The organism is Allotamlana fucoidanivorans, from assembly GCF_006265225.1.
In the GTDB taxonomy this organism is placed as follows: Bacteria; Bacteroidota; Bacteroidia; order Flavobacteriales; family Flavobacteriaceae; genus Allotamlana; species Allotamlana fucoidanivorans.
Genome location: NZ_VDCS01000123.1, coordinates 1 through 260, shown reverse-complemented (window position 1 = coordinate 260; position 260 = coordinate 1). Strand labels below are relative to the sequence as shown.

General features: G+C 41.9%; 1 protein-coding gene. It reads left to right on the top strand.

Annotated features, from left to right (window positions below; translation table 11 throughout):
• The coding region (locus tag FGF67_RS17160) for an SDR family NAD(P)-dependent oxidoreductase (RefSeq protein ID WP_139698938.1) at positions 1–260 on the top strand (260 nt) is incomplete at both ends.

Sequence of the window (260 nt, the reverse complement as noted above, 5' to 3'; positions counted from 1 at the left end):
ACGCAAGTTTTTGCGCAAGATATGGTTGGTCAAACAGGGTGTAGTATTTTAAACGTGTCTTCTATGAATGCGTTTACACCACTAACCAAAATACCAGCCTATAGTGGAGCCAAAGCGGCGGTATCGAATTTTACACAGTGGCTAGCGGTACATTTTTCAAAGGTAGGTATTCGTGTAAATGCTTTGGCACCAGGTTTTTTCTTAACCGACCAAAATAGAAGCTTACTTACTAATTCAGATGGGAGTTTAACCCAGCGGGG